The 22,562-nt window shown below is 57.7% G+C and carries 20 protein-coding genes and 1 pseudogene; 12 read left to right on the top strand and 9 right to left on the bottom strand.

The annotated features are described in order from the left end of the window. Positions 1-21: 21 nt before the first annotated feature. Both C7964_RS05965 and C7964_RS05970 read left to right on the top strand, forming a co-directional pair. Complete coding sequence (locus C7964_RS05965; protein WP_110278770.1) at positions 22-267, top strand: hypothetical protein; 246 nt, start codon at positions 22-24, stop codon at positions 265-267. Then, a complete protein-coding gene (locus C7964_RS05970) occupies positions 248-1,267 on the top strand; it encodes a LacI family DNA-binding transcriptional regulator (RefSeq protein ID WP_110278771.1) in 1,020 nt (339 codons plus the stop codon). The genes C7964_RS05965 and C7964_RS05970 overlap by 20 nt, the downstream gene beginning before the upstream one ends. Positions 1,268-1,285: 18 nt before the next feature. Here C7964_RS05970 and C7964_RS05975 read toward each other — a convergent pair whose 3' ends face one another. The 3 genes from C7964_RS05975 to C7964_RS05985 are packed head-to-tail and all read right to left on the bottom strand — an operon-like array spanning position 1,286 to position 4,474. Next, complete coding sequence (locus tag C7964_RS05975; protein WP_110278772.1) at positions 1,286-2,440, bottom strand: Gfo/Idh/MocA family protein; 1,155 nt, start codon at positions 2,438-2,440, stop codon at positions 1,286-1,288. A 26-nt stretch (positions 2,441-2,466) separates the two neighbouring features. Further along, positions 2,467-3,354 carry a sugar phosphate isomerase/epimerase family protein gene (locus tag C7964_RS05980; protein WP_110278773.1) on the bottom strand — a complete coding sequence of 296 codons (888 nt, stop codon included), beginning with the start codon at positions 3,352-3,354 and terminating at the stop codon, positions 2,467-2,469. 16 nt (positions 3,355-3,370) lie between these two features. Then, on the bottom strand, positions 3,371-4,474 hold the full coding sequence (locus C7964_RS05985; RefSeq protein ID WP_110278774.1) for a Gfo/Idh/MocA family protein: 1,104 nt from the start codon (positions 4,472-4,474) through the stop codon (positions 3,371-3,373). Between the two features lie 123 nt (positions 4,475-4,597). Between C7964_RS05985 and iolD the strand changes: the two genes are divergently transcribed. The 4 genes from iolD to C7964_RS06005 are packed head-to-tail and all read left to right on the top strand — an operon-like array spanning position 4,598 to position 9,127. Next, complete coding sequence (gene iolD, locus C7964_RS05990; RefSeq protein WP_110278775.1) at positions 4,598-6,469, top strand: 3D-(3,5/4)-trihydroxycyclohexane-1,2-dione acylhydrolase (decyclizing); 1,872 nt, start codon at positions 4,598-4,600, stop codon at positions 6,467-6,469. Continuing rightward, positions 6,469-7,449, top strand: a complete 981-nt coding sequence (gene iolC / locus C7964_RS05995) for a 5-dehydro-2-deoxygluconokinase (RefSeq protein ID WP_110278776.1) — start codon at positions 6,469-6,471, stop codon at positions 7,447-7,449. Before iolD ends, iolC begins: the two co-directional genes overlap by 1 nt. A gap of 11 nt (positions 7,450-7,460) precedes the next feature. Then, positions 7,461-8,303 (top strand): 5-deoxy-glucuronate isomerase, encoded by an 843-nt coding sequence (locus tag C7964_RS06000; protein ID WP_110278777.1) that lies wholly within the window; start codon positions 7,461-7,463, stop codon positions 8,301-8,303. Then, complete coding sequence (locus C7964_RS06005; RefSeq protein ID WP_110278778.1) at positions 8,300-9,127, top strand: class II fructose-bisphosphate aldolase; 828 nt, start codon at positions 8,300-8,302, stop codon at positions 9,125-9,127. The genes C7964_RS06000 and C7964_RS06005 overlap by 4 nt, the downstream gene beginning before the upstream one ends. Before the next feature lie 100 nt (positions 9,128-9,227). Here the strand turns inward: C7964_RS06005 and C7964_RS06010 are convergent, their stop codons facing one another. The 3 genes from C7964_RS06010 to C7964_RS06020 all read right to left on the bottom strand — a co-directional run bounded on the left by C7964_RS06010 (position 9,228) and on the right by C7964_RS06020 (position 13,237). Further along, positions 9,228-10,082 (bottom strand): hypothetical protein, encoded by an 855-nt coding sequence (locus C7964_RS06010; RefSeq protein ID WP_110278779.1) that lies wholly within the window; start codon positions 10,080-10,082, stop codon positions 9,228-9,230. An 81-nt stretch (positions 10,083-10,163) separates the two neighbouring features. Continuing rightward, on the bottom strand, positions 10,164-11,153 hold the full coding sequence (locus C7964_RS06015; protein ID WP_110278780.1) for a hypothetical protein: 990 nt from the start codon (positions 11,151-11,153) through the stop codon (positions 10,164-10,166). Between the two features lie 134 nt (positions 11,154-11,287). Further along, positions 11,288-13,237, bottom strand: a complete 1,950-nt coding sequence (locus C7964_RS06020; RefSeq protein WP_146214826.1) for a tetratricopeptide repeat protein — start codon at positions 13,235-13,237, stop codon at positions 11,288-11,290. A 154-nt stretch (positions 13,238-13,391) separates the two neighbouring features. Between C7964_RS06020 and C7964_RS06025 the strand changes: the two genes are divergently transcribed. The 4 genes from C7964_RS06025 (at position 13,392) to C7964_RS06040 (ending at position 18,361) form a co-directional block, all read left to right on the top strand. Continuing rightward, positions 13,392-15,278, top strand: coding sequence for a glycosyltransferase family protein (locus tag C7964_RS06025; RefSeq protein WP_110278782.1), 1,887 nt, complete (start codon positions 13,392-13,394; stop codon positions 15,276-15,278). Then, complete coding sequence (locus tag C7964_RS06030) at positions 15,275-16,309, top strand: glycosyltransferase family 2 protein (RefSeq protein WP_110278783.1); 1,035 nt, start codon at positions 15,275-15,277, stop codon at positions 16,307-16,309. Before C7964_RS06025 ends, C7964_RS06030 begins: the two co-directional genes overlap by 4 nt. An 80-nt stretch (positions 16,310-16,389) precedes the next feature. After that, positions 16,390-17,367, top strand: coding sequence for a glycosyltransferase family 2 protein (locus tag C7964_RS06035; protein WP_286163800.1), 978 nt, complete (start codon positions 16,390-16,392; stop codon positions 17,365-17,367). 148 nt (positions 17,368-17,515) lie between these two features. Next, the gene (locus C7964_RS06040) at positions 17,516-18,361 is read left to right on the top strand and encodes a hypothetical protein (protein ID WP_110278784.1); all 846 of its coding nucleotides are present in this window, start codon (positions 17,516-17,518) and stop codon (positions 18,359-18,361) included. 47 nt (positions 18,362-18,408) lie between these two features. On the opposite strand, the gene C7964_RS06045 is transcribed toward C7964_RS06040, so the two are convergent. Continuing rightward, a complete protein-coding gene (locus C7964_RS06045; RefSeq protein WP_110278785.1) occupies positions 18,409-18,990 on the bottom strand; it encodes a hypothetical protein in 582 nt (193 codons plus the stop codon). An 11-nt stretch (positions 18,991-19,001) separates the two neighbouring features. Further along, positions 19,002-19,781 (bottom strand): FkbM family methyltransferase, encoded by a 780-nt coding sequence (locus tag C7964_RS06050; RefSeq protein ID WP_110278786.1) that lies wholly within the window; start codon positions 19,779-19,781, stop codon positions 19,002-19,004. Between the two features lie 263 nt (positions 19,782-20,044). Here C7964_RS06050 and aroQ point away from each other — a divergent pair, with 263 nt between their 5' ends. Then, on the top strand, positions 20,045-20,491 hold the full coding sequence (aroQ, locus tag C7964_RS06055; RefSeq protein WP_110278787.1) for a type II 3-dehydroquinate dehydratase: 447 nt from the start codon (positions 20,045-20,047) through the stop codon (positions 20,489-20,491). Further along, positions 20,488-21,252, top strand: a pseudogene (locus C7964_RS06060) (autoinducer binding domain-containing protein). The gene aroQ and the pseudogene C7964_RS06060 overlap by 4 nt, the downstream one beginning before the upstream one ends. Positions 21,253-21,637: 385 nt before the next feature. Here the strand turns inward: C7964_RS06060 and tsf are convergent. After that, positions 21,638-22,510: a translation elongation factor Ts gene (gene tsf, locus C7964_RS06065; RefSeq protein WP_110278788.1), complete on the bottom strand. Its 873-nt coding sequence runs from the start codon at positions 22,508-22,510 to the stop codon at positions 21,638-21,640. Positions 22,511-22,562 lie beyond the last annotated feature (52 nt).

The following is a 22,562-nucleotide window of genomic DNA, read 5'->3' on the forward strand; positions in this document are numbered from 1 at the left end:
AATTCGGCAGGATGCCCGCACATGCGGCCTGATCGTCCCAAACCGGGCTTTTTCGATCTCGGGGTGCCGTTCTTTTTGCCGGTTTGGCGCAGGGTTGTGACGGTCGTTCTGCCTCTGCTGTGGGCCGTGGTTGAATACGCCAATGGCGCGCCGCTCTGGGCGCTGTTGTTTGTGGCACTTGGCGGGGTCGCGATCTGGAAATTCGCGACGACGGATTGGGCGGCTGTGGCCGCAGAAGCGGAGAAAGATGCCACGCGAGACCGCTAGAGGGACAATCACCCTGAGGGATGTGGCGTTGCTTGCAGGCGTGTCGCGGTCCGCTGTGTCACGCACCTTTACCGCAGGCGCCTCGGTGTCGGACAAGACCCGCGCCAAGGTTGAAAAGGCCGCGACAACTTTGGGCTATAGCCCCAATGCGCTTGCCTCTTCGCTGACCACAGGCCGGACCAAGATGATCGGTCTGGTGTCAAACAACTTCCACAATCCGGTCTTTCTCGAGGTCTTTGATCTGTTCACCAAAGGCCTGCAAGCGCGGGGCCTGCGTCCTTTGCTGGTCAATCTCACCGATGAGGTGCGCCCCGAGGACTCGATCCGCCTGCTGCGGGCCTATTCGGTGGACGGGGTGATCGTTGCCTCATCGACGCTGCCTGCCAGCTTTGCGGAAGGGTTTCATGACGCGGGTGTGCCCGTGGTCCATTCCTTTGGGCGCCATATAGCGAACCCGCAGGTGAACGTGCTGGGGATCGACAATATCGCCGCAGGGCGATTGGCGGCCAGGACGCTGATTGAGCGGGGCTACCAGCGGATAGCATTTCTGGGCGGGCCTGCGACGGCGACCTCGACACAGGACCGTTTTGCAGGGTTTGCAGAGGTGATCAGGGCCTCCGGACTTGATCTCTCGTTCAGCTATGCCAGCAATTATTCCTTTGATGCAGGGCGCGCGGAAATGCTGCGGCTGTTGGCGGCAGGCGCACCGGCGGAGGCCTATTTCTGTGGCGATGATGTGCTGTCAATCGGGGCGCTTTCCGCCATTCAGTCTTCTGGACTGCGGGTACCTGAGGATATCGGGGTGATCGGGCTCAATGATATGGAAATGGCAGGGTGGGCCAACATCAACCTCACCACGATCCACAACCCCTTTGCACAGATTATTGCGGCCTCGATTGATGTGATCGCGGCCAGTCTGAACGACAACAGCCGCGCCCCCGAGGCGCGGCTGTTTGACTGTTCCATCGTCGAGCGGGGCACTTTGCGCCCTTTGCCGTAAGGTGGATTTCAATCCACCTTACCAGAACATCGGTGGGCGCGCATCCAGCCACGCGCCGTCCGCTTTGCCGGATTCGGCCACAGCATAGACCGCCGCCATCGACCGCAAGCCATCCTCGGCACGCGGATAGAGGTTCGCCGCCGGATCCATCATGCGGCCTTCCTTGCGCGCACGGATCGCTTCGGCGAGATCGGCATAGATATTAGCAAAGGCAAGCGGCATCCCTTCGGCGTGGCCGATGGTGACGCGGCTGGTGCGATCCGCCTCGGGCGAGAGGTTCGCCTCGCCGCGTTCAATCACCTGCAGGCGCTGTCCCAGCGGCATGTAATAAAGCTGGTTGGGCTGTTCCTGGCTCCAGCGCAGGCCGCCGGTTTCGCCGAAAACCTGAATGCCCAGACCGTGCTGGCGGCCAATCGCAATCGAACTGGTCCAAAGCCGCCCCACAGCGCCGCCATCCATCCGGAAATTCACCATGGCGTCATCTTCGAGCGTGCGGACATCAATGCAGGACACCGTGTCCGCCGAGAGTTTCGTCACTTCCTGACCGGTGACAAAACTGGCCATATGCAGCGCATGGATACCGCAATCGGCAAATTGTGCCGAGACACCTGCCTGTGCCGGATCATAGCGCCAACGCACGCGCGGGTTATCCGCATCGCTCGCATCTGCGTGGTGGCCATGGGCAAATTCGGCGTTGACCAGACGGACCTTGCCGATGTCACCGCGCGCAATCATCGCCCGCATATGGCGCACCAGCGAATAGCCCGTGTAGCCATAGTTTACCGCGCAGATATTGCCGGTCTTTTTGGCGATCTCGACGATTTCCTCGCCTTCTTCCACGGTCATGGTCATGGGCTTTTCGCACAGCACATGGAAGCCGTTCTCGAGGAACGCTTTGGTGATCGCGAAATGCGTGGAATTGGGCGTGGCAACCGTAACCAGATCAACGCGGTCGTCGCGTTTCAGCTCACCTTCCAGCATGTCCTGCCAGCCGCCATAGGCGCGGTCGCCAAGGCCAAGCCGTTGCCCGTAATCAATGCCATATTCCGGCCGGTGATCCAGCGCGCCCGCGCTGAATTCAAAGAGCCCGTCCAGCCCTGCACCCAACCTGTGTGCCGGTCCGATCTGGCTGCCTTCACCGCCGCCAATCATGCCCCATTTAAGTTTTGTCATCGTCGTCAACTTTCGTCTGATAGGTTTTAGAAACCAATGGATTCCAGATATTTGCGGTTGCTTTCGGCATCCTCGAGCGGCGTGCCGGGCAGGGCAGGGTCGCAGTCCTGCTCGACTGTGCACCAGCCTTCAAATCCTGCATCCAGAAGGATCTGACGAACGGCAGGAAAGTCCACGTCGCCCTGGCCGAGATTGCAGAAAATGCCCTGACCGCAGGCCTTGTAAAAATCCGTCCGCTTGGCGACCACATCCGCTTTCACCACCGGATCAATATCCTTGAAATGCATATAGCTGATGCGGTCGATGTGCCGCTTCATGAAGGCGACCGGATCAAAACCCGCATAGGAATGATGGCCGGTATCAAAGCAGATTTTCAGGATGCTTTCATCGACCTCATCTAGCAGGCGCTCCAGTTCTGGCTCGAAATCCATGAAACCCGCTGCATGGGCGTGAATACCAACCGTCAGCCCGTATTCCTCGGTGCCCATTTTCGCAATCGTCGCCAGACGGTCACGAAAGGCGGTCCATTCGGCCTTGTCCATCTGCTCGGCCTCGGTCGCGCGTCCCGCGGTGGGCGCACGACGCGGCGAGATGCTGTCGATCAACACCAGATGCTGCGCGCCGTGGGCCACCAGCGCCTTGCAGGTCCGCACAGAGGCGTCCATCACATCATCCCATTTCGCAGGATCGTGGAAAGCGCGGAAAACGACACCGCCAATGATGCTGAGGTCGTTCTTGTCCAGCTCTTCGCGCAGTACAGCAGGGTCCTCGGGCATATACCCGATGGGGCCAAGCTCAATCCCCTTATAGCCCGCACTGGCGCATTGGTGCAGCACGGATTGCCACGTGGGATAGGAAGGATCGGACGCGAATTCGATCCCCCACGAACAGGGCGCATTGCCGATATTGATCATATCATAGGTCTTTCGGTTAATAGTCTGAGACGTTGACCCAGGTTTGCTTATCGCTTGAATCAATGGCGGCAGTGACGACGCGATTGACCTCAAGCCCTTCGGCAAACGTGGGCCAGATATTGGTTTTGGTGGCGATGGCGGTCAGGAAATCCTTGGCCTCGATAATGATCTGGTCCTGATAGCCTGTGCCATGGCCGGGCCCCTGGCAAAAGGGCAGATAATCGGGGTGGGCAGGGCCGGTCAGGATTTTGCGAAACCCGCGTTCGGCCTCGGGGCCTTCCATGGTGTAAAGATGCAGGGCGTTCTGGTCTTCCTGATCAAAACGGATTGCCCCCTTGGTGCCATGGATCTCATAGGCATAGCCCATCTTGCGGCCCGTCGCGACGCGGCTGAAAAAGAGATGCCCCTGCGCGCCGTTTTCAAAACGGCACATGAACTGTGCCTGATCATCGTTGGTGACGGCTGAATTGCCGCGTTGGGCGTGGACGGTTTCGACCTGCGCGCAGAGGGCCGTAATCGGCCCGATAAGCGCGCGTGCGCCGTTGATCATATGGGGGGCAAGGTCGCCCATCGTTCCGTTGCCCATGCCCTGACAACGCCACGTGGCGGGCAGGGCGGGGTCGGCGAAAAAATCCTCGGTGTGTTCGCCGCGGAACCATGTGATGTCACCGATGCGGCCATCCGCCACCAGTTGACGCGCATATTGCGCAGCAGGTGTGCGGATGTAGTTGAACCCGACCATGTTGATCGCACCTGCCTGTTTGGCGGCCTCGGTCATCGCAATGGAATCGGCCAGCGTCGCACCAAGCGGTTTTTCGCAGAAAACGGGCTTGCCCAAGGCAAAAGCGGCCAGTGCGATGTCCCGGTGGGTGTCCTGCGGAGAGGCGATAACGACAGCCTCGACCTTTGGATCATGCACAAGCACCCGCCAATCGGCTGTGCCGCGCGCAAAGCCGAAGGCCTTTTGATACCTTTCAGCCGAGGCATCCGATGATGCGCAGACCATTTCCAGACGCGGCCGCAGGGCAGTATCGAAAATTGCGCCAACGGATGCGTAGGCAGCCGCATGCGCCTTGCCCATATAGCCGCCGCCAATGATCCCGATACCGATCTCTGTCATGTCTGCTCCCCTACCCAGAAACCGGTTGCAACCGGTTGCAAAATGCGTAACGTTCTTTCAGGTGGTTGGTCAATAAACAATCGCGACCGACGCAGCATTTATGCGCCGATAGGGGGGACGATCATGGGGCACTCCGCCGAAACAGTCACGCTGACAACGGCACAGGCCATAGTCCGCTATCTGGCCAATCAATGGATCGACATCGACGGGGTCGAGACCCGCATTTGCGGCGGTGGCTTCGGCATTTTCGGCCATGGCAATGTCACCTGTCTGGGTGAGGCGCTTTACAATGAACAAGACGCGCTGCCGCTCTATCGCGGGCAGAACGAGCAGGGGATGGGCTTTGCCGCTGCGGCCTATGCCAAGGCCTATTTGCGCCGCCGGTTCATGTTTTGCACCGCATCCGCCGGTCCCGGAACGGCAAACCTGTTAACCGCTGCCGCGCTTGCCCACGCGAACCGTTTGCCCATGCTGATGCTCTGTGGCGACACCTTCATCACCCGCCTGCCGGACCCTGTCTTGCAGCAGCTGGAGCATTTCGGCGATCCGACCTTTGGCGTGAATGATGCTTTCAAGGCCGTGACCCGTTACTGGGACAGGATCACGCATCCCGCACAGGTGATCCAGTCGCTGCCTGCGGCGCTCGCCATCATGCTGGACCCTGCGGATTGCGGGCCTGCGTTTCTTGGCCTGCCGCAGGATGTGCAGGGCTGGACCTATGATTATCCGCGCAGTTTCTTTGACAAGCGTGTGCACCGTATACGCCGCCAGATGCCTGACAGTGCAGAGGTGGCTGATGCGGTTGCCTTGCTGAAATCAGCCAAGCGTCCGATGATCATTGCGGGGGGCGGTGTCCAGTATTCCGGCGCAGTGGCGGAACTGACCGCTTTTGCCGAGGCCACAGGGATTCCGGTGGTGGAAACCATCGCAGGGCGCGCCAATCTGGTGCATGATCATCCGCTCAATATCGGGCCGATCGGGGTGACCGGATCGGACAGCGCCAATACAATCGCTGAAGAGGCGGACGTGATCCTGGCCGTCGGCACGCGCCTGCAGGATTTCACAACCGGATCATGGACTGCCTTTTCGCATGATGCGAAACTGATCGGCCTCAATGCGGCGCGTCACGACGCGGCCAAGCATCTGTCGGCCACGGTTGTCGGTGATGCGACACTCGGGTTGGTTGCGCTGCAACAGGGGCTCTCATCCTACCGCACCACTGAAAGCTGGACGCAGCGCGCGCAGGCAGAGCGGGCGAAATGGAATGGCTATGTGGCCGAGAATACGCGGGTAGGGAACGGCCCTGCGTCCTACGCGCAGGCCATTGGTGAGGTGAACCGCCTGTGCCATCCGCGCGACCGGATTGTTGCGGCGGCGGGTGGTTTGCCCGCCGAGGTAACCGCCAACTGGAAAACACTGGACATCGGCACGGTTGATGTGGAATTCGGGTTCTCCTGCATGGGCTATGAAATCGCGGGCGGTTGGGGCGCGCGGATTGCGCAGTCCCAGAAAGAGCCGGAACGTGATACCATCGTCTTTACCGGTGATGGATCTTATCTTCTGATGAACTCCGACATCTATTCTTCTGTTCTCACAGAGAAAAAGCTGATCATCATGGTGCTGGACAACGGTGGCTTTGCGGTCATCAACAAGCTGCAGAACAACACCGGCAATGAAAGCTTCAATAACCTGATCGCGGATACGCCGACAGCGACCGCGCAGGTGGGTGTGGATTTCGAAGCCCATGCACGCGCAATGGGGGCTGATGCCGAAACCGTCAGTTCGCCCGCAGAACTGGAGGCGGCCTTCGGGCGCGCGCAGGCGGCCAAAAACACCTATGTGATCGTGATGAAGGTCGACCCATATGAGGGCTGGACGACGCAAGGCCATACATGGTGGGAAGTCGGCACACCGCATGTGACGACCTCTGACAAGGTGCGCAAAGCCCATCTCGATCAGGAAGCCACCCGTCACAAGCAACGGAACGGTGTGTGATGGCGGGGCTGATCGAGGGCATAGGCGCCAACAATTTTGTGGTCGTCGGGCGTGCGGGCATTGATCTGTTCACCGATGCGGGCGTGGCGACCGAAGATGCGGAGACCGTCACTGTGGGGCTGGGCGGGTCATCCGCCAATATCGCCGCTGGCATTTGCAAACTGGGCGGGCAGGCCGCACTTGTCACCCGTGTGTCCGACGACAGCATCGGCAGTTACTGTATCGGGCAATTGAAACGCTATGGCGTTGGCACCGAATATGTGACGCCGGTGGGGGGCGAATACCGCAATTCACTGGCCTTCTACGAAAGCCGCGTCGCGGGTCATCGCAATGTCATCTACCGCAACGGTGCCGCCGATTTCCAGATGGATTCAGATGATGTCGCCGCCGTGGATTATACCAAATTCGGCGCGCTGATCACGGCCGGCACAGTGTTTGCCGCCGAACCCTCACGCAGTGCGACCTTTGATGCCTTCGCGCGCGCCAAGGCAGCGGGCCTGCCGATCATCTTCGATGTGGACTACCGCCCCTATTCGTGGCCGTCACCGCAGGTCGCTGAAGAGGTTCTCAGCCGTGCTGCGGCCCAATCGGATATGATTGTCGGCAATGATGAGGAATTCGGCTTTATGGCGGGCGGGATTGACCAGGGTCTTGCCAAAGCGCGCGCGCTCGCCGCCAGCAGCGCCACGATTGTGGTCTACAAGATGGGCGAAAAGGGCGCGATCACCTTTGCCGCAGGCGAAGAGATCCGCACCGGTATCTGGCCTGTTGAGGCGCTCAAACCCACAGGGGCAGGGGACAGCTTTATGGCCGGTCTGGTCACAGGTCTGGCCGAGGGGCAGGACCTGCGCCGCGCGATCCTGCGCGGATCGGCCTGCGCCTCTGTCACCGTGTCCCGCCCGGGCTGTGCGCCTGCGATGCCGGACACTGCGACATTAACCAAATTCATGGCCGAACACCCCGGTCCGACTGCCGCATAAAGGACAAGCCGATGCATATCCCGCCATATGACAACCAGAACAAACCGATCGTTGATGTGGATGACCCGACCGTTCCGCTGAACTATTTCAACATCGTCAAACTGACCAAGGGGCAGGCGTTCGAATATGCCGTGCCCGGGTATGAGACCTGCATCGTGCCCGCGACCGGAACTGTGGATATTGATATCGAAGGGTTCAAGGCTGACGGCATCGGCAATCGGGGCGAGGATGTCTGGGATGGCGAGCCTGAGGGCGTTTATGTGCCCACCGCCGCCAAGGCGCAAATGGTCTGCACCTCGGACGCGGCCGAGGTTTTCGTGTGCGGCGCACGCTATGACAAGGTACTGGATGCTTTTGCCGTGCGTGCGGATGATCTTGATCTGGTGCAATACGGATCGGACGACACCAAAACGCACCGTAAAATCAAACACATCCTTGGCACGAAGTACCATGACATGGTCGGGCGTTTGCTGGTGTCCGAGCTTTTCACCGTGGGCGAGGGCGGCTGGTCGGGCTTTCCATCCCACAAGCATGACACCGACCGCCTGCCGCTTGAGACACGGCACGACGAGACCTACAACTTCCGTTTCAAGCCCAACCACGGCTCTGGCGTGCAGATGCTCCAGCGCGAGGACGGCAAGGCGGGCGATGCCTATCATATCGTGGATGGATCGACGATCTGTCTCGACAGCGGCTATCACCCATGTGCAGTTCTGCCAGGCTATCAGATGTATTACTTCACCATTCTGGGCGGGCTGTCACAGCGCAGCCTGATCCAGTATTTCCAACCCTCCCATGCCGATCAGATCGAGACGATCCCGGGGATCAAAGACATGATTGCCAAGTTCAAGTGACCCTTGCGACGCTCAAAGATGTGCTCCAGCCTGCGTTGCGGGGCGGCTATGCCGTCGGCGGTCTGGTGTGTCTGGGTTGGGAGGATATGTGCGCCTTTGTGGCCGCAGCAGAGGCCGAGAATTGCGCGGTAATCCTGCAGGCAGGGCCGGGGTGTCGGGCGCATACGCCTTTGCCTGTTCTGGGCAAGATGTTCCGTCATTTGGCGGAAAATGCCAGCGTGCCGGTCGTAGCGCATCTGGATCATGGTTACACCTATGATGAGTGTTCCGACGCATTGGATGCCGGGTTTACGTCGCTGATGTTCGACGGATCGCGAAAACCGTTGAAAGACAACATCAAGGAGACCCGCCAAATCGTTGATCTTGCACATAACTCTGGAATTTCATGCGAGGGCGAGATCGGCTTTGTCGGTTATGCGGGCGGAGAGCGTTCAGCGGGAACAGACCCCAGCGAGGCAGCGATTTTTGCAGCCGAGACCGGCATCGACGCGATGGCGATTTCGGTCGGGAATGTGCATCTCCAGCAGGAAACAGACGCGGGCCTTGATGAAGCGCGGATAGCAGCCATTCAAGAGGCCACACAGGTGCCTTTGGTGATCCATGGCGGATCCGGCGTGCCGATTGACCAGCGCAGGCATTTGGCGCGGACCACCAATATCTGCAAATTCAACATTGGGACAGAATTGCGCATGGCCTTCGGTGCCGCGCTGCGTGAAGCGGTGAACAAGGACCCTGATCGCTTTGACCGGATTGCGATCCTGAAGGAAACCCATGATCCCGTGATGGCGGCTGCACGCACGGTCTTGCGGAACCTCAAGGGATAGGGCGTTGATATTGCAGGATTTCAGCTTTATCCATTAATCGCATAATCAGTATTATGTAATATAAGGACCTACGGATTGGTGAGATCGCCGCAATCCCGCGCTAACTGCTATTCTTGGATTTCCGCACGAAAAGATGCCCCGTCAGCGTTGGGTCCAGACCGTGCTTCTTGCACAGCTCGTCAGCAAAAGACCCCTCAGGTGGGATGCCTTGGTTGAATGCAAAGATATTCCGAAACCGGCGACCGTAGAAATGCACCGATAGCGTCTGTTCGGTGATCCGGCTGTAGACATCCTTTCGCAAACGCCTGCGATGAAACGAACGCGTGGACGCAAATGGCACGGGATAAAGCACGTCACCCTCAAAAGCATGTGCGACTTCACCGGTGGCGTTCGCAAAATGATGCAAAGCATCCGGTCCGCAAACACCCCAACGCATCTCTGACATATGCACGCCCTCGCCCGCGTCTTTCAGGCCTTGGAGCCTGTTTTGTTCGCGTGGCCCAAGCCATGGCGGCACAGGATATTCATCCTTTGTCAGTGCGAGCATGGCCTCTAGTATCTGCGACCCCTTTGGCAATCCGAGGACGCCCGAATAGAGCTTGCGCTGCGTATCGCTCCCCCAGCCGTAAAAGAAGCCGTGGTCGGGCCGGACGAAGGGCTTCCAGCAATACGCATCTGTGTCGATCCACAAAAAGTCGGTTCGCTCAAGCATGCGGAGCCGGAAGACGTCGGAATGAAACGCCGGACTTCCGGTATGGACGTGATAGATGATCTTATCCGAGGGCATGATTTCGTTGGCATCGCGGACTTCGACACCATCAGGGACAGATTTCACCTCGTCATAGACGTAAAGAATTGTGCGATGACCTTTCTCCAAAAAAGAAAGAAGGCACATCTGCTCCATCCAGGTAAGTTCGGGACCAACCCAAAGACTGGCAACGTCATAAAGCTTCATCTAAGGCTCCGTTCTCGGCTCTGCGCGCCGGAGTGTGGGTGTCGTGGCGCCACCTTGCAAGTACTGCTGCATATCCAGAAATCAGCCTTTCTTTTCGGCAAGTGCATGCAGTTTTCTGACAGCATAATCATACGCGTCTTGTTCACCGGGATCGCCACGCTGAAAAGCTAGGTTAGCGTTTGTACCCGGTCCAAAAAGTCGGTCGCGATCGGGAAAGAATGCCGTGCGCAATGCGGTGTTTCGGGCTTCGAGCATGTCATTGATCAATGCACGCTCGTCCGGATTAAGCACGTCATCGCGCCCAAAAACGCGCGGATCACCACTTATCTGGAGCAACCGCCCGAGTTGCCGACGCGCCTTTTTGTCAAAACCGGGATTGCCGCGCTCAAAACGGCCCAGGGCCTCGCTTGCGACACGGGAGAGTGATTTGTTCGCGGCCCCCTCTGGCAAGACCACGTCATCGACCGGAACACCCATTAATCCCACGAAGTCCGAGATCACATCATTGCCCGTCATTTCGTCGCGCAGATACAAACGCGGGACAATCTCGGCCCCCGGCACCTGTGCGCGGATACGGTCAAAAATGACGGAAAAATCCATGTACTCCGGATCGTTCCGGATTTGGGTCAGACGGTTGGCGACAAAAGCGTCTACGCCGCCTGTTCTCATACCGTTCTTTGCACGCTGTTTGTAGTCAGCCTCGATAAATTCATCGAAACGCCTGATGTAGACGACAAATTTGACAGGTGTCGGGATCGTCGTGAGGTATCTCTCATAAAGAGGCGAGAGATCGCGCCCGAAAAACATCTCGCTCGAGAGGATGCAGTGCTGCTCCGCATGTGTCTGGTATTCCTCGACAAAAGCCTCGGCCGCTGGTGCATCGGCCCAGCCACGTGACATTGCTATCGCCATCGTGTTCTGGCAGATCAGGCGCGCACGGCCTGTCCCCCGGTCACGGCCGGTCACCATATACAGGATATTATGCTTTGCCAGAAAAGTAGCATTGCTATGGAGATAGCCTTGCAAGGCGGTTGAGCCTGTCTTGGGCATCCCGATATGGATCCAAAGCATGACCTGTCCTTCAATCGATCGGTTTACTGTTAGCAGATCCTGCAATGTGTCGTGCGGACCCCACTATCAATATTTTTCAATGAACACTAGGCCTTGGCCCGACATTGGTTCGATGCACAGATCTTCCAGACGGTTCACTGCGATTTCCGCAGAATACGTGCACGCCGGTTCTGGTACCGCTTTTGATTGGGCGCAATCCGTGCCGCGCGATCAAGCGCTGCGATTGCAGCGGTCTCATGGCTGTTCTTGCGATGGAATTCGGCGACATAAGCGTGAAGCTCCGCGGTCGTCTCATCCATAGCTGTGGCCCGATCAAATGCCAGGCCCGCACTGGCGCTATCCCCTGCCCCTTCGTGGATGACGCCGGTCAGAAAATGCCAGAATGCATGGTCCGGGCCCGATGCCAAGGACTTCTCCATCTGGGCCAGCGCGCCGTCATAATCCGCTTTGAGTAACAGGATTTCCGCCTGCCGCTTGCGCACAAGCTGATCCTCGGGCGCGTGTTCCAGCGCCTGTGTGTTCCGTTCCAGCGCGCGGTCCAATTTGCCCATCCGCGCATCCAGCAAGGCACAGAAACTGAAGGGCCCCGCCCCCGGCACAGCGTGATCGCCTTCCATAAGCTTTGCGCGCATTGCCTTGAGCGCGTGTTTGGCCTTCAGCAATTTTTGCGTTTTGCCATCAATCGCAAACCACGGCCATTCGACCGCGATCGATGAGAGGTCCAGCGCACGCGCACGAATGATCTTGTTTTGCTGCAAGACAATGTTGTGAAGCTGATAGCCAAGCTGGAGCGCCATCACAGTTTCACGGTCAAAGGGCAGCGCCTCACCGGGGCGCAAGCGTTGCCTGCGGATCATGAACGTGCCAATGACCGTAACATCCGGCAGGGACGGTTTCTGCCAAAAACCCTTCAGGAAGGAATTGCGCGCCTGTACGGCCTTGCCGAGCGCGCCAAGAATATGCGCGCGGATGGCAAGGGCAGAGACATAATTTTCCTGCCATTGATTGGGGTCTTCAATGGCGGTCTGCACATGGGCGAGTGCCTCGTCCCACTTGTTGAGGTAAATGCAATTGGCCGCCTGTAGCAGGGGCAGAAATGCATTGTCAGCACCCGCCGTCAGGATCTTGTCCGCAAATTCCCATGCGTCTTCTTCCCGTCCCGCCATCTGCAACCTGCGGGCCACTTTTACATAGATATGAGCCGCCTCGCTGGGCGTAATGAAAGCGGAAACGCCTTTGTGGAAACGGTCTATCGTGCTGTCATAGGCGACATCCCTTTCCGCAATATCCATCACTTCGTGAAAGCATTTACGCTCTTGGCCACTCAAACGGGCCGCTGCGCGGCTGAAGGCACTGACGGGTGGCGCGATAATCTGCGATGCAAGCGACATGGCATAGAGTTCGAGAAAATCGCGCTGCACCGGTCTGCAATGTGACAGGTCCACCAGATCGGCCATGCTGCGCAGTTGCGGATGCGCGGCCTTCAGCCCTGCAATGCTCTCGGCCTGATCGGAAAACACCAACGCGGCAGCACCGGGATTCTTTTTGATATAAGCTGAATAAAGCTCGTCAGGCTCAATCTTGGAGGGCCATTCCTTGTGCTTCCAAGGGGCTTCGTTCAGGATGTCACCGCGCCTGATGTGAAAGGCAAACACCGGCCCTGGCAAGGCGGCCATGGCCCTTTCGATCTCGGCCATATGGGCTTTGACGGTGTCGTTGAACCCGATACGCGCAATAAAGGCGCGAAAGCGGTCCTGATGGTCTTCACCCTGCTCGAAGGGCAGTCTCTCGATCTCGAACCCTTCATCCAGCAAGACATGGCCGCCGCCCGCAAGATGGGCGTTCAATCTGCCCGGATCGGGATCGCGCCGGAAGCTCTCAATCGGCTTCGTGATTGCGGACAGTTCTTCAAAATCATCATTCGCGATAAAATGCCGGTCGATAAACGCGGGATCGAACAGATCAAGCGGCGTGTCCAGCTTGGGTGCGGCGGCACCGCGCGGAAACCAGTTAATGCGAAAATCCGTTTTATAGTCTTCCGCAAGGCGCATACTGTTGAGCATCATCAAAAGGCGCGCGCCCAATTGATCCCGCCTCAGGCCAATAAAGAAACCCCGACTTTGGCCTGTCCGCGGCATCGTAAATCAACCTTTTCTAACCACCGCAAAGCCTATACATTCACGCCGATATTCACAAGCACTCCCACCGCCGGGCAGTGGAAGAAGGAGGCGCAATATCATGAGGGTAGGTCCACGACTGTTGCTCAGCGCCTTCGTGTGGAAACCCACGTCAGCCTTTGTGGAGTGGCTTGCTTATCACCGCACTCTTGGCGTCACACAGACGGTGATTTACGTTGATCGCAGACAGGATGGAAAAGAACCTCTGCTCGATGCGCTGGGCGCGGCAGGCGTGATCGACATTGTTCCTGTGGCCGTTGATTCCGACATCAAAGAAGAGATCCACAATTCGGCCATCCGTGCGGCCCGCATGGAGGCGGCAGAGACAGGCGGTTACGGGCTCTACCTCGCACCGGATGAGTATTTCTGCATCAGTGATCCGTCACAGAGCCTGCCTGCGCTGATGCAGTCCTGCGGTGATGCTGATGTGCTCTGCGCGCCCGTTCATCTTGCAGGGATTGCGCCGAAACGGCCCCATATTCCGGGCGGGCTTCTGCAACACGCGATATCGCTTGCGGGTACGGGGACACAGCGCAGTGTGACGCGGCTTGGCCTGTTTGCATCACGCACACCGGAACGGCCCGTCGGACCGGTGCAAGGTGACGCAGACTCAGTTTGGGTTAATGGTGACGGCAGTGTGATCCCTGCCCCCCAAAGCCTTGCCGGCGCGACCGGTCCCGCCCAGGCCGGCAGCAAAGCATCGGTTCTGAAAATTCCCGCGCCATCAGTGGAGACCTATCTCGTCCACCAGCAAGCCCTGCCCGCCAAGCAGCACCCAAGTGTCGCGGTTCACACAGCACGGCTGGAAGTCTTGGCCTCGACCACCGGCGCACGCTGGACAGTGGACATGCGCCCGGATGCAACAAGCGCGGAAGTATCTGCACTGTTGGCCTTACCTGACGTGGCAGCGGCACAGGCCGCATTGTGCGACACGGAAACCGTCACCCGCGAAATCCTGCGCAACACATCGCCTGATTTCCAGGCCGTCATCGCGGCCCTGAATGGTGAGGCCCCAGCGAAGACAATGGAGCCGTCCAAGCCGGTTATCGAAACCGATGAGACCAGCATTGCAGACGATGATCCACGACCCGAGGGCGGAGCAAAGCTGCCCCGCTGGTTTGCCGAAATTCATACCAGCGGTGACAATCAGGGGTTCTACACCCGCCTGAAAAATCATGCGGTGTCATTCGTTGAACGCGATCCCGCCCGTCTTGTTGTGACATTCGATAATCTGTCCAGCGTCAATGACATGTCAGCCGAGCGCGAGCCATGGGCCTATAAATTCGTCCATGACAACGGTTTTTCGCACCTGTCCGTCATGGCACGCCGCAAGGACTGGTTCCGCGACCCACAGTTGATTACCTATCTCCAAAAGCTGTCCTCTGACGGGTTCTTTGCGGCCTTTGACAAGGTGATCCTGACAGGCACTTCCATGGGCGGCTTTGCAGCGCTTGCCTTCGCGTCATTGTCGCCTGGTGCAACCGTCATCAGCTTTAATCCGCAAACCACGCTTGAAGAGGCCCTGGTGCCATGGGAGGAACGCTTTGCCATGGGGCGCGCGCGTGACTGGTCCCTGCCCCACAGCGACTGCGCCTTTGAAATCGACGACGTGCAAAAGGCTTATGTGATCTATGACCCGTTCTTCACCCCTGACCGGCGGCATGTCGAACGGCTTGAGAGTGACAAGCTGATCCTTCTCAAGACATGGTGCTCAGGACATTATTCGCCTGTGTTTTTGCGGCGTGCAGGTTTGCTGAAGCCGCTGATGCAGCACGCCTTTGACGATACGCTGACACCTGCGGTCTTTTACGACATGATCCGCGCGCGACGCGCTTTGCCCTGGTATCGCAAGGCATTGATCGTAAACCTGCAAGCACGTGGGCACGACCAACTCGCGGCACGCGTCACGCCTGCCTTTCGCAAACTCAAAAGAGAACGCGCAGAATGACAGATACCGCGGCCCTGCCACCCCCTGCCCTTGGCGGCAGCCATGTCATCATGTCCACGATGAAAAACGAGGCGCCGTTCCTGCTTGAATGGATTGCCCATAATCTGGCGATCGGGTTCACAGGTTTTGTGGTCTTCACCAATGATTGCGAGGATGGCACGGATCTGATGCTGCAACGGCTGGAAGAACTGGGCTATTGCAGTCACCGGCCAAATGACGTGTCAGACGGATCACCCCCGCAGCACAAGGCGCTGCGGCGCGCCACAACCCACCCTTGGGTGACCGACGCAGACTGGTTGATGTGTCTTGATGTGGATGAGTTCATCAATCTGCGTGAGGGGCTGACGACACTTGACCAGATGATGGCAAAGATCGGGGATTGCGATGCGGTCTCATTTGTCTGGAAACTGTTTGGCTGTGGCGGCATCGGTCCTTATGAGGACCGCCCTGTCATGGAGCAGTTTAAATTGGCCGATATCGAAGATGACCCTGCCAACGGACGCGCCACCGGGTTTAAAACACTGTTCCGCAACAACGGGTTGTTCCGGCGCTTCAATCCCCACCGGCCCAAGAACGTTCCAAACGGGCGAGAGGCCGAGGTACGGTGGTCCGATTGCGGCGGGAACCTGAAACCGATGGACGAGATCGGGTGGCGCGCATGGGAAGGCTTCAGCCACAAATACGCGCGGCTGAACCATTATTCCGTGCGCTCGCTCGAGAGTTTTCTGGTCAAGCGTGATCGTGGCCGCACGAACCATATCGCCCGCGAACAGACCGAACATTACTGGTCGGATATGAACATCAACCGCGCGGAGGATCACACGATGGCCCCACATGCGGATCGCGCGCGGCCTTTGCTTGCGGCGCTGAAGGCTGATCCGGTCTTGGGTCCTCTCCATGACAAGGCCTGCGCATGGCACCGCGCGAAGATTGTCGAACTGAAAGACCGTCCCGGTTGGGACGCTTTTTATGACTGGCTCTATGAGAACCGGATTGAAACCACGGCTGCCGTTGAACAAACAGATTATTGAACGCATGCTGCGGTGACGCCAACCGCGGTGAGGACGAACGGCACAGTGTCAAGCGTGCCGTTTTGGATAAGGACACAGACATGACACGCTTTGTCATCGCGACCCCGATGAAGAATGAAGGGCCATTTATCGTTGAATGGGTTGCGCATAATCTGGCGATAGGTGTCGATGAAATTGCCGTTTTTTCAAATGATTGCTCTGACGGCTCTGATGCGCTGCTCGACCGGCTTGATGCAATGGGCAAGGTGCGCCATTTCGACAATACGCGCGGTGGCAAACCGGCACCCCAGCGGCGCGCCTTCCGACGCTTTATGAAGATGGAGCTGGCGGGCCCCGAAGACTGGGTGATCCCGATTGATGCGGACGAATATATCAACATCAAAACAGGCGATCATACACTGCAGGCCCTGACCCGTGCTGTCCCCTATGCGCGTACCCTCTCGATGACGTGGCGCCTTTTCGGGAATGCGGGCGTGGTCAATTACAAAGACAAGTTCCTGACAGATCAATTCCGCTCTGCCGCCGCCGATCATACACCGCGACCGCCGCAGGCATGGGGGTTCAAGACCATGTTCCAGCAAAGTCTCTGGGGGCATATCGGGGTGCATCGCCCCAAACGCCCCGCGGTCGCGCGTTTTGCCGAAACACAATGGTACAACGGGTCGGGCCAGCCCATGCCGGAGAGATACATGCAAGGCAGTTGGCGGTCGGGCCCGGATTCACTCGGCTATGATCTGGTACAAATCAACCATTATGCCGTGAAGTCATGCGAATCCTATCTGGTCAAAAAGGCGCGCGGCCGCGCCCATCACAGTGGTGAGGCAATGGGCCTCGAATACTGGCAAAAGATGAACCACAACCGGATCGAAGATCGCACAATCGACGCAATCCGCCCGCGCAAAGCCGCGATCTATAAAGAGCTGCTTGCGGATAGCGAACTGCGCAACCTGCATGACGCGTGCTGCGAAAATCATCGCATCTTGATCAGGGACTTGCAGACGCGACCTGATTTCAGCGAACTGATGGCCGCACTGACGCCCGGAGAGACGTCACAATGAAGATGCGATGTGTGAAACGGGAAGGCTGCGAGTGCTTACGTCGCGACGTCAGAAGGTCATATCAAATGTGTGAAACTGAACTGCACCGCCGGTCTGCGTGCGGGGGATCAGATCGTGGAAGCGACGCAATCAGGAAGGCAGGCTTGGCATGACGCCCGCCGTTGAAACCGTGCCGGACCGCGTAGCGAGTTTATGGATAGGCAAGCGGCTGTCCATTCTGGAGAAGCTCTGCCTCAAGTCGTTTGCGGACGTGGGTCAGACCCCCATCCTATATACCTATGAGCCATTGGACGAAACGCCCGACTACATCGAATGGCGCGATGCAGCGACGATCATGCCGTTGGATAGCACGGGCCGCATTTACCGTGATCCGGTCAATCATTCTCCCGCAGTCCATGCCGACGTGTTCCGCCTGAACCTGTTGCATCAGACTGACGAAATCTGGGTGGATTGTGATGCCTATGCGGTCAAGCCCTTCCGCGCGAAGGACGGGTATCTTCTGTGCGGACGCCGCAACGGACGCGGGAGGCTGCGCAATGGCGTGATCAGTCTACCCAAAGACAGCCCAGCTTTGCTGAATTGGCTTGCTTTCGTCCGCGAGACGCCTTGCGTCCCGCCATGGTGGGATCCCCAGTTGAAGACCCAATACACAAAGCTCTATGGCAGCCGAGCAACATTTTCGACGCTACCTCTGGGCGTGATCGGGCCACTTGCGGCGCATTACTTCCTGACGCAAAGCGGGGAAATCGACCTGACCTTGCCGGAACCTGAATATTATGCGCTGCCGTTTTCGACACGTCTGCAATGGTTTGCCAAGGATAAGGGGCAGCTTGACGTCCATGACTGGCAATCCAAGACCTCGATCCATTTCTTTTCGTCGGTTTTCCGGACGAACCTCGCACGGCGGAACTATCAAATCCGGCGCGACAGCTTTGTCGGTCGCCTCATTCTCAAGCACGGTCTTGAGAATGATCCGGACGCTATTCTCATCTGATGCTTTGACAGTGTAAGGCGACGATCGCGACCGGCCCTCCAGACCGATCAAAACGGGTTAGCAAAGGCGCCAATGATGCGCGCCATGTCTTGACGCGGCAAAGCCGTCTCATCGAGCATAAACTTTGCCATGCGGCCCCGTACTTCTACAGGTTGAAAGAAATGCTCTACGCGATGATAGCGCAGGCGGTCGGTATAATCATCGAAGAGTACAACGGTCTTTTTGGTACAGCTTAGCATGACGGCATAGAAACATGCCTCACGAAAGCGCCCGTCGATCAGCACACAGTCGGGTGCCTTGAAATCAGGATGTCCCCATATGCCAAGCGGATAGTCGTGGTAGTAGCGGTGCCCTTCGGTACCAACAGGGCGGCCCCATTTCCCGACTTTGCCTGTAAACACATGATGCAAACGCACTTTGGACGCACCATTCGCCTGATCAAGATAACTGCCGAGCTGATCCGCCCATTCTTTGTCATTCTCGACGGAGAAGATGGTTTTTCCCGACATTTCAGAGGCAAGAACAGTCGATCCGCCGCTGCCGTATTCCAAGATGACATCTGACGCTTGATATGTTTCACGCACCCAGTCGCTGACCTCTGGGGAAAAAGTGAGTTCTGGCCGTTGCATCCTCAAATACCTTAAATTTCTTGCGTTGCTTTTGGGCCACCGATCCACCGATCAGGCAAGACCAAAGCAGGTTTGCGCAGGTTGTGACGGACATCCAACGGATGCGGCAAGGACTCAACCGGCCGTAGCCCCTGTGCGCGATCACGCCGGAGCAGCGTCACCTCGACCACGCGCGGGATCATTTCGCCCTCGATCTCCACAGTTCCCGAAACGTTGTTGGGGTGAAGATGAACAGTCACGAAATCATCTTGCAGTTTCTTGATTGCTGTCAGTGCACGGTTCAAGAATTTCGGTTTGGCCAGGATTGATGGCAGATGGTGAAGCTCGATTACGATGATCCGAAAGCGGCGCAGCAGATCTCGGGGGGCAGCGCCGAGGGTCTCGTATTCCGCGCCCTCGATATCCATCTGCAAAAGCAGATCAGCCGCCGGGTCTGGGTCGGTCGCGGCAATCCAAGATGCGAGCGTCATAAACTCCCCCGCGTCCTTGTCACCCAGAAATTTTGGAACGAACTGCGCGCCGGGCACCTGTAGCGGCGGGTTTTCAACCGAGGCATCCGCCATGAACGACGGTACACCACGTTTGGCGACATCCATCTCAAAGCTGGCCTGTTGCGACACACCCGGCGAATAGCAGGCAGCAATGCCGCGAAAATCGTCCGGGACCAGATAGCCGCCGTCACCAAAATCACCCACTCGGATTAATGGTGTGTCCGTGGCGTAGGGGCGCAGAAAGTCATCTACGACAGATGCCTCAGGCAAAGCTCTGCGCGCGGGGCCATTTGCAGTCACAACAGGGCTCCTTCCCGCAAGACCTGCGCGACAAAAGGACAAGGGGTGCAAACCTGCTCCAGAAATTCACGTAACAACAACTTCCCTTTCAGCATTCCGTGGGCCATGGGCCTAGCATTTGCGAGCACCTACCGCACTTGGGCCTTAATTTGCGGGTGAAACACGCCACTGTGAATGGCATATTCGGGTGTTGTCGGAAACTGCAAAAAACTTATGGTGAAAAATCCGTTGGGCCAAATAGTTAAAGCTGGTAATGAAACCGGATGACACATTCTATCCTGATCCTAAACGGCCCCAACCTGAACCTGCTTGGCACGCGCCAGCCCGAAGTCTACGGGCCAACGACGCTTGCCGATATCGAAGCCCTTTGCCTCGAAAAGGCCAAGGCGCTAGGGGTTCAGATTGTTTTTGTGCAATCCAACCATGAAGGTGAAATGATTGATATGCTGCATGGCGCGCGCGGTGTTCATGCGGGTGTGATCCTGAATGCAGGTGCCTACACGCATACCTCGGTCGCTTTGATGGATGCGATTTCAAGCATCATGTTACCTGTGGTTGAATTGCACCTGTCAAACATCCACGCCCGCGAGGCATTTCGCCAGAAATCCTATATCGCACCCGTTGCAGTAGGGCAGATTTGCGGGTTTGGCGCAGCCGGCTATCCTTTGGCGATGGATGCGCTCGTCTCCTACATCGGGCGGGTCCAATGACAGCACTGGTAGCGCAGCTCGCAAGGCTGACGAATGCCCACTCGGTCGAGGAATTGTGGGATATTCACACCCGCCAGATGGCCACCTATGGTTTCGACAGGCTGATGTATGGATTCACCCGTTACCGGACATCAACAGGTCTCGGTGATCCGCAGGACTGGGTCCTGCTTTCAACCCAAAGCGAAGAATACATGGATGTATTCATTCACGAGGGGCTTTATGCCCACGCCCCGATGTTGCGGTGGGCGTTGGAGAACAATGGCGCCTGCAGCTGGCGCTGGATGTTGGATATGGAGCGTGTTGATCACCTCACCCCGAGTGAATTGCGGGTGGTTGAATTCAACAAATCCATGAACGTGACGGCCGGTTACACGATCAGCTTTCGTTCGGTCTCTGAACGCACCAAGGGTGCCATTGCGCTCACTGCCAAGCCGGGCATGAACCAAGACGCAGTTGAGCAGGTTTGGGGCGAACACGGTGACGAGATTGTCGTCATGAACAACGTCATGCACCTTAAACTGCTGACCCTGCCTTACTCTGGTGATCGCAACCTGACCAAGCGGCAGCGCGAGGTTTTGCAATGGGTGGGCGACGGCAAAACCACACAAGACATTGCAGAGTAACTGAAACTGACACCTGCGACCGTTGAAAAACATTTGCGACTGGCACGCGATACGCTGGGCGTCGAAACCACCGCTCAGGCTGTCTTGAAGGCCGCCTTCTACAATCAGATGTTTCTGATGGAGCCCGAAATCGCCTGAAGACACCACAAAAGTCTGATGCGCAACTGTGCTATAAACTTTTTGTGAAGTCAGGTTTACCTTACTTTCGTGACCTCACGTAAGCTGGCAAGGTGGCGACGTTCCGTGAGTGGTGGCCTTAGGCCTGGGAACATGAGGGCGTATCACCATGTGATTGCATGGCTCTGCGTCCTTGTTCCGGGTAACCGGATGCTGGCGTGGCAGGTTTGCCTGTTTGCGTCAGCGCTTTAACGATTGCACTCAGTTATTCGTCCCGAAACTGAACTGAGTATTCTCGTTGCGGCACCTGCTTTCTTCCGAGCGTGGTGTCGCGCTTTTATCCCCGCAACGGGAAACGGCCCGCGTTGATATTCGCGGGCCGTGTTCGTTTTTCAAGACGCTTTGATCAGCCGTTCAGCTTTGCAACTTCGGCTGCGAAATCTTCTTCGGCTTTCTCGATGCCTTCACCCACGGCGAGACGGATGTAACCTGTGATGTCCACACCGGCCTCTTTGGCCGCCTGACCAACGGTCAGGTCGGGGTTCACAACAAACTGCTGGTTCAGCAATGTGACCTCGGCCATGTATTTCTGCATCCGGCCCACGATCATCTTTTCGATCACCGCTTCAGGCTTGCCGCTTTCACGGGCGATGTCCATCTGGACCTGCTTTTCTTTCTCGACGACTGCCGGATCAAGATCAGCTTCGGACAGGGACGCAGGGTTTGCGGCGGCGATGTGCATCGCAACCTGACGGCCAAAGGTCTCGTTGTCGCCGGACATTGCGACCAGAACACCGATGCTGCCCATGCCGGGTGCGGCTGCATTGTGGACATAGTTGACCACGGAGCCACCTTCCAGCGTCGCCATACGGCGCACGGACATGTTTTCACCGATCACGGCAACAGCGTCTGTCACGGTCTGCTCGACGGTCTTGCCACCCATGTCGGCCGCTTTCAGGGCGTCAATGTCAGAAGTGCCAAGAGCCACATCGGCGATGCCCGCAACCATTTTCTGGAAGTCAGCGTTTTTCGCGACAAAGTCGGTCTCGGAGTTGACTTCAACAGCCACACCCTTGCCACCGGATACAGCAACAGCCACGAGGCCCTCGGCTGCGGTACGGCTGGATTTCTTGGCGGCTTTTGCAAGGCCTTTGGTGCGCAGCCAATCCACGGCGGCTTCCATATCGCCATCAGTTTCGGTCAGCGCCTTCTTGGCGTCCATCATGCCTGCGCCTGTGCTGTCGCGCAGGTCTTTCACCATTGCAGCGGTGATTGCCATGTTTCTTCTCCTTTGGAGGTATTTCAGGGGGTCGGGCGGGACATAAGGCCCC

Source organism: Loktanella sp. PT4BL (assembly GCF_003201935.1).
In the GTDB taxonomy this organism is placed as follows: Bacteria; Pseudomonadota; Alphaproteobacteria; order Rhodobacterales; family Rhodobacteraceae; genus Yoonia.

Bases quoted from the DNA above. Each gene is read 5' to 3' on its own strand.
- C7964_RS05965 (WP_110278770.1), top strand. From the start codon at position 22: ATGCGGCCTGATCGTCCCAAACCGGGCTTTTTCGATCTCGGGGTGCCG.
- C7964_RS05970 (WP_110278771.1), top strand. From the start codon at position 248: ATGCCACGCGAGACCGCTAGAGGGACAATCACCCTGAGGGATGTGGCG.
- C7964_RS05975 (WP_110278772.1), bottom strand. From the start codon at position 2,440: ATGACAAAACTTAAATGGGGCATGATTGGCGGCGGTGAAGGCAGCCAG.
- C7964_RS05980 (WP_110278773.1), bottom strand. From the start codon at position 3,354: ATGATCAATATCGGCAATGCGCCCTGTTCGTGGGGGATCGAATTCGCG.
- C7964_RS05985 (WP_110278774.1), bottom strand. From the start codon at position 4,474: ATGACAGAGATCGGTATCGGGATCATTGGCGGCGGCTATATGGGCAAG.
- iolD (WP_110278775.1), top strand. From the start codon at position 4,598: ATGGGGCACTCCGCCGAAACAGTCACGCTGACAACGGCACAGGCCATA.
- iolC (WP_110278776.1), top strand. From the start codon at position 6,469: ATGGCGGGGCTGATCGAGGGCATAGGCGCCAACAATTTTGTGGTCGTC.
- C7964_RS06000 (WP_110278777.1), top strand. From the start codon at position 7,461: ATGCATATCCCGCCATATGACAACCAGAACAAACCGATCGTTGATGTG.
- C7964_RS06010 (WP_110278779.1), bottom strand. From the start codon at position 10,082: ATGAAGCTTTATGACGTTGCCAGTCTTTGGGTTGGTCCCGAACTTACC.
- C7964_RS06015 (WP_110278780.1), bottom strand. From the start codon at position 11,153: ATGCTTTGGATCCATATCGGGATGCCCAAGACAGGCTCAACCGCCTTG.
- C7964_RS06025 (WP_110278782.1), top strand. From the start codon at position 13,392: ATGAGGGTAGGTCCACGACTGTTGCTCAGCGCCTTCGTGTGGAAACCC.
- C7964_RS06030 (WP_110278783.1), top strand. From the start codon at position 15,275: ATGACAGATACCGCGGCCCTGCCACCCCCTGCCCTTGGCGGCAGCCAT.
- C7964_RS06035 (WP_286163800.1), top strand. From the start codon at position 16,390: ATGACACGCTTTGTCATCGCGACCCCGATGAAGAATGAAGGGCCATTT.
- C7964_RS06040 (WP_110278784.1), top strand. From the start codon at position 17,516: ATGACGCCCGCCGTTGAAACCGTGCCGGACCGCGTAGCGAGTTTATGG.
- C7964_RS06045 (WP_110278785.1), bottom strand. From the start codon at position 18,990: ATGCAACGGCCAGAACTCACTTTTTCCCCAGAGGTCAGCGACTGGGTG.
- aroQ (WP_110278787.1), top strand. From the start codon at position 20,045: ATGACACATTCTATCCTGATCCTAAACGGCCCCAACCTGAACCTGCTT.
- tsf (WP_110278788.1), bottom strand. From the start codon at position 22,510: ATGGCAATCACCGCTGCAATGGTGAAAGACCTGCGCGACAGCACAGGC.